Annotated in this window: 6 protein-coding genes; 4 read left to right on the forward strand and 2 right to left on the reverse strand. The window is 41.7% G+C overall.

The window, feature by feature from the left end; genetic code table 11:
• Nucleotides 1-912 (forward strand): UDP-N-acetylglucosamine--N-acetylmuramyl-(pentapeptide) pyrophosphoryl-undecaprenol N-acetylglucosamine transferase (locus tag PHQ42_05020; protein MDD5072063.1); only part of this gene is annotated, 912 nt, incomplete at its 5' end.
• A 105-nt stretch (nucleotides 913-1,017) separates the two neighbouring features.
• Here PHQ42_05020 and PHQ42_05025 read toward each other — a convergent pair.
• Complete coding sequence (locus PHQ42_05025; protein ID MDD5072064.1) at nucleotides 1,018-1,425, reverse strand: hypothetical protein; 408 nt, start codon at nucleotides 1,423-1,425, stop codon at nucleotides 1,018-1,020.
• A 408-nt stretch (nucleotides 1,426-1,833) separates the two neighbouring features.
• Here PHQ42_05025 and PHQ42_05030 point away from each other — a divergent pair, with 408 nt between their 5' ends.
• The 3 genes from PHQ42_05030 (at nucleotide 1,834) to PHQ42_05040 (ending at nucleotide 5,396) form a co-directional block, all read left to right on the forward strand.
• On the forward strand, nucleotides 1,834-2,028 hold the full coding sequence (locus PHQ42_05030) for a hypothetical protein (GenBank protein ID MDD5072065.1): 195 nt from the start codon (nucleotides 1,834-1,836) through the stop codon (nucleotides 2,026-2,028).
• A gap of 37 nt (nucleotides 2,029-2,065) precedes the next feature.
• The gene (murC, locus tag PHQ42_05035; protein MDD5072066.1) at nucleotides 2,066-3,487 is read left to right on the forward strand and encodes a UDP-N-acetylmuramate--L-alanine ligase; all 1,422 of its coding nucleotides are present in this window, start codon (nucleotides 2,066-2,068) and stop codon (nucleotides 3,485-3,487) included.
• A gap of 133 nt (nucleotides 3,488-3,620) precedes the next feature.
• Nucleotides 3,621-5,396: an ABC transporter ATP-binding protein gene (locus tag PHQ42_05040; protein ID MDD5072067.1), complete on the forward strand. Its 1,776-nt coding sequence runs from the start codon at nucleotides 3,621-3,623 to the stop codon at nucleotides 5,394-5,396.
• Nucleotides 5,397-5,581: 185 nt separating this feature from the next.
• Here the strand turns inward: PHQ42_05040 and PHQ42_05045 are convergent, their stop codons facing one another.
• The gene (locus tag PHQ42_05045) at nucleotides 5,582-5,755 is read right to left on the reverse strand and encodes a hypothetical protein (GenBank protein ID MDD5072068.1); all 174 of its coding nucleotides are present in this window, start codon (nucleotides 5,753-5,755) and stop codon (nucleotides 5,582-5,584) included.
• Nucleotides 5,756-5,853: the final 98 nt, after the last annotated feature.

Below are 5,853 nucleotides of genomic sequence, written 5' to 3' on the forward strand. Positions count from 1 at the left end.
GACGGCATTGAATTTATAGCCATTCCGAGCGGGAAGCTAAGAAGATATTTTTCTTTTAAAAATTTTTTAGATCCATTCAAAATCATTGTCGGTTTTTTTAAATCTTTTTTTATAATTCTAAAATGGCGGCCGGATCTAGTGGTAACGGCCGGCAGTTTTGTAAGCGTGCCGGTAGTTTGGGTCGGGTGGATTTTGCGCGCGCCGGTTCTGGTCCATCAGCAGGACGCAAGGTCGGGACTGGCTAATAAATTAATGGCTCCGTTTGCCCGCGTTATTACCGTAACTTTTGAGGAGTCTTTGAAAGATTACGGCAAGAAGGCGGTCTGGACCGGTAATCCTTCCCATAACGTGGAACGCATAACGCATAACGCTTCTAATTCTAAAAAAAATTTGCCTATTGTATTGATAGTCGGAGGGGGGACGGGGGCGATGGAAATTAATAAATTGGTTTGGGAAAGCTTGGAGGAATTAACAAAGTTCTGTCAGGTTGTTCATATAACAGGGAAAGGAAAGAGAATAATGAATAATGAATTAGGAATTAGGAATTATGTTTCATATGATTTTCTTGAGCATGATAAGGTGATGGAAATTATGCAGGCGGCGGATTTGGTTGTTTCACGAGCTGGTCTAGGTTTTTTAACGGAAATTTCGTGTTTGGCTAAGCCGGCTATAATCATTCCGATTCCGGATTCGCATCAGGAAGATAATGCCCGGATTTTTTCTAAAAATAAAGCTGCTGTAGTTTTAGACCAAAAGAAATTGACACCAGAAGATTTTATCAATAAGATAAGAGAATTATTAAAAGATGAAGTTTTACGTCGTAAGTTAGGCGGCAATGCGGCCGGGGTTATGAAAAAAGGGGCTAGTGAAGCGATTGCGAAAATCGTGGAACTGGTAACGCGCAACGCATAACGCGCTTGTCCCACCGACTCGGCCTTCGTAGCCGAAGCTACTTCGGCGACAGTCCCTTCTGGAAATAAAAAAACCGCCGGCGGAATGCCGGCAGTCTATCTGTCTTTATAAGAGGAATTTTGTTATATTAACGTATAAAGCGTAGAGCAGAGCCAGGAGAGAGAACGCAAAGATGGCGATATAATTCCACTGGGCTTTGCTTGATCGCAGGCTCTTGGCAATATAAATCAATACGTTGCGATCGCCTTTGTTAAGCGGTTTGTTGTGGTATAATTTATAGATGAGTTTTCGCTCTATAATTAATTTTTTTCGTTTGCGCTCTATGCGGTAGCGGTGGGCAAAGTACCAGATAAAGCCGATCGTGCCGATATACCAGGCAATTTCCACCCAGAGCGCCGAGTAGAAATTCAAGATGACAATGACGCGGTAGGCAATTGTGGCGATAATGCCGACCCAGAATACAAGCAGGCGGTAGGATTTGTGTGAAGTTTTTATTTTCTTTTTTTCGGACATATTTTAACTAAAGAGTGTTGATTATTTACTGTTTTTATTTTACCACACCTTTCAACTATAAGAAAGAATGCGTGTCGCATAACGCGTAACGCATAACGCATAACGCGTAACGCATAACGCGTAACGCATAACGCATAACGCATAACGCGTAACGCATAACGCATTAACACCAATCTGTCATTCCCGCAGCCTTTAGTTCCCGTGAAAACGAGGAGAGAATCCAGGGTTAAATAGTCGGAAGTTTGATTTGTTAAACTTATGGCAAAATAAGATGTTCGTGTCGCCAAACCCTGGATCCTCGGGTCAAGCCCGAGGATGACAAGGGGCGGGGCGAAAATCGTGGAACTCATAACGCGTAACGTGGAATGAATAGTCGGATGAAATTTTACTCTCTCATAATTTAAATATATGTCTAGGACAGAAGGGGTTGACCCTAAAACATCACAAGCAATACAAAAAACAGCGAATGCGACACAAGAATTAGTTAAATTAAACAAAGAAACTAGCAGGCAAACTAATTGGATAATTGTTCTGACTATCTTTATTGCTATTCTTACTTTAATAATGGCTATTCTTGCGATTAAAGATATTTATAATATATGAGCGTTATGCGTTTCATGTTATGCGTTACGTGAATAGTATGGATTTATCCCAAATAAAAACTATCTACATGATCGGCATCAAGGGCGTGGGCATGACTATGCTGGCGCAGTTTTTGGCTGGCAAGGGCTTTTCGGTTTCTGGCTCGGACACAAAAGAAAAATTTATGACGGATGAAGTTTTAAAAAGCGCTGGCATAAAAGTAATAGAAGGTTTTTCCGAAAATAATGTTCCTAACAATGCTGATTTAATTATTTATTCCACAGCCTATAATAAGGAAAATAATCCGGAAGTGGCCAAGGCGCTCTCTGGCAAAACCAGGACTCTGACTTATGCCGAGGGCTTGGCCGAATTTTTTAATTCCCATTTTGGCATAGCCGTAATCGGTTCGCACGGAAAAACCACAACCACAGCCTGGCTCGGTTTTGCGCTTTCCCAAGCCGGCCTTAATCCGAACGTTTTAGTCGGTTCGCGGGTTCCCCAATTTAACGGCTCCAGTTTGGTAGGGAAATCAGATTATTTAGTGGCCGAGATTGACGAGTACCAAAATAAGTTTAAATATTTCCAACCCCGGGCGGCAATTCTTACCAATATTGATTATGACCACCCGGATTTCTTCCCAACGAGAGGGGATTACGAAGACGTTTTTATAAAATTTATTGAAAAACTCCCAACCAAGGGTTTTCTTGTCGCTAATTTTGACGACCCGGTAATCCGCAAGACCGTTAATGTCAATTGCCGAGCTAAAGTTATAAGTTATGGGATAAACGAAGCGGCTGATTACGTTGCTTATGATATTAAACCGGAAGCTGGCAGGCAATTTTTTAAGGTTAAGTTCGGCTTGGATGACGAAGAAACCGATGGAGCTAGGGACGACTTATTGGGGGATTTTTCAATCCAGCTCCCGGGCAAACACAATGTTTCTAACGCTTTAGCCGTGATTGCCGCAAGTATTGAGCTGGACGTCCCTTTAAATCTAATCAGAACTTATTTAGAAGAGTTTTCCGGGACGAATAGGCGCATGCAGGTTCTGGGAGAATTTAGGGGAGCAACCGTTATTGACGATTATGCCCATCATCCTACGGAAATAAAAGCGACTATGGAAGGAGCCAGGCAGATTTATCCTGATAAAAAAATAATAGTTGTTTTCCATCCCCATACTTTTACCCGCACAAAAGCGTTATTTGATGATTTTGCCAAGAGTTTTTCCCAGGCGGACGAGGTGATAGTTTTGGATATTTACGGGTCGGCGAGGGAGAAACAAGGCGGGGTAAGCAGTAAAGATTTGGTGGACGCAATAAAACACGAAAACACAAAAACACGAAAACACACGAATATTATTTATATTCCCGCCCTTGATGAGTGTGAAGAATATCTACGAGGAAAGGCGGAAAGGGGGGATATTATTATTTTAATGGGAGCTGGGGACGTTTTTCGGATCGGGGAGAACTTGGTGAAATAGGTAAGATTTTTGAGACTCTTGGGATTCTTGGGATCTTTAGGATTTTTAGTGGAAAGAAACATTTTACCTGATTTTACGTATATTATTACAGAGAGGACATTAAAATGTCCCGTTTTTATTTGTTATTTTATTTATGAAAACAGAAAAAAAAGACGCAATAAAAGATAAGGGTTTTTGGTTAAGGTTGTGGGAGTTGCTTAGCCCTTCCCAGAAGCGGATTAAAATTCTAGCTGTTTTAATAGTGCTTTTTGAATCATCCCGTTTAATCGGGCCGTATATTCTAAAAATAATTATTGATAAGCTGGTTAATTTTAAACTTGAAGAGATTATATTTATTGTTTGGCTTATCGGACTGATGTTTTTATCCGAGCAAATAAATTCCCTGCTTCATTATTTCAAGGACAGGATAGTTTTCAAATTGCTGATTGACATTGAATATTATCTTCCCGTTAATGCCCAAAAGAAATTGGTTTTTTTGGATTTGAGTTATCATGAGAGGGAAAATACGGGGAATAAAATAATAAAGATTGAGCACGGCGTGCAGAAGATTATTGAGCTTTTGGGCAATATGTCCTGGGAAGTTGTGCCGACGCTTACCCAGCTGATTGTGACCCTGATAGTTTTGTTTATCGTTGACTGGCGCTTCGGCTTGGCTTTTCTTATTTTCTCGCCTTTGTTTATCGCCATAACCTATAAAGTAAATAAAGATTTGCAGCCGGTCCGGCGGCAAAGGCATAAAAATTATGAAATCGCTTCTGGGAAAATGGGGCAGTCAATTATCAATATAAATACCGTGAAATCCTTTGTCCAGGAAAAAAGGGAAATAAAAGAGTTCGGTTCCATAAGGGAAAAGATAAAAATCAACGAACTTAAAGAGTGGTTTAAGCTTCTTAATTTTGGCTTGGCCCGCAATTTCGTGATTGATTTGGGCCGGATTACCATGTTATTATTGGGCGCCTATCTTGTCTGGGAAGCCAAGGTAAGCATCGGCACTTTAGTTTTTGTAATCACCCTTTCGGAAAAGTCTTATTTTTCGCTTTACCGCCTTTCCCGTTTTTATGACCGGGTAGAAGAGGGGGCGATAGCCGTAAATCGGTTTATAAATTTAACCAGGGAAAAAACGGAGATAGTAAACCAAGAAGACGGGATTAAGCCCGGAAATATAACGGGAGAGATTAAATTCAAGGATGTCAGTTTCAGCTACAAAGGAGATAGGAATAAAGCTTTGGATAAAGTTAATCTTAAAATAAGCGCCGGCTGCGTTACCGCTTTGGTCGGCCCTTCGGGCGGCGGCAAAACAACGGTTGCCCGTATGATTTACAGGCATTATGATCCGCAAGCCGGGATGGTTTTGCTGGACGATAAAAATTTAAAAGATTATGATTTGTACGGTTTTAGGAAATTTATCGCCATTGTCCCGCAGGAAACAGAAATTTTTAATATGAGCGTACGCGATAATATCGCTTATTCTAACCCCAAAGCGTCTTTGGCCGAAGTTAGGGCCGTGGCCAAAATCGCCAATGCCGAGGAATTTATCAATCAGTTATCCTTCGGGTATGAAACCCTAGCCGGGGAAAGGGGCATAAAACTTTCCGGCGGACAAAGGCAGAGAATCGGCATTGCCCGGGCAATTTTGGCTAATCCGCGGATTTTAATTTTTGACGAAGCGACTTCTAATCTGGACAGCCGGAGCGAGAAATTAATTCAGGAAGCGATGGAGAAAATTAAACAAGGCCGGACTGTAATAATAATCGCCCATCGCTTGAGCACGATAAAAAAGGCGGATAAAATTATTGTTTTGGAAAACGGAAAAGTGACGGAAGAAGGCAGCCACTATGAGTTAGCTAACATGAAAGGCGGTTTATACGCCGAATTGTTAAAGCTGCAGAGAATGGGAGAAGTGGATTGACGTCGCATAACGCATATCACATAACGCATAACGCATATCACATAACGTAAAGTTTTATTTTTCCCCTTGCCTGCCCGCCATAGCTTTAGCGTCGGCGGGATAAAGGGGGTATGGGGGATTTTCCCATCTTTCAAATAAAAAAACGCTCGGGTGACCGGGCGTTTTGTTTTTAAAAGGATGCCTTTTTACATTTTTTTAAAATCCAGGATGATTTTTTCAAGTTTTTCCCGATTTTCCCCATCCATTTGGCACATCGGCGACCGGAAAACCGGATTTTTCCCGAAAATATCGGGATGCATGATGCTTAGAGCGGTTTTAACCGGAATCGGGTTAGTCTCAATAAACATCGCCCTCATCATCTCAAGCAGCCATGGTCTCTTCGGCCTACGCCCAAATGCCCACCCTGCCCCTCAAGAAGTCCATCGAGCTGGCGGAGACAGCCTTAAGCAAAACAAGC

The sequence above is a fragment of the Patescibacteria group bacterium genome, from assembly GCA_028711655.1.
In the GTDB taxonomy this organism is placed as follows: domain Bacteria; phylum Patescibacteriota; class Patescibacteriia; order Patescibacteriales; family JAQTRU01; genus JAQTRU01.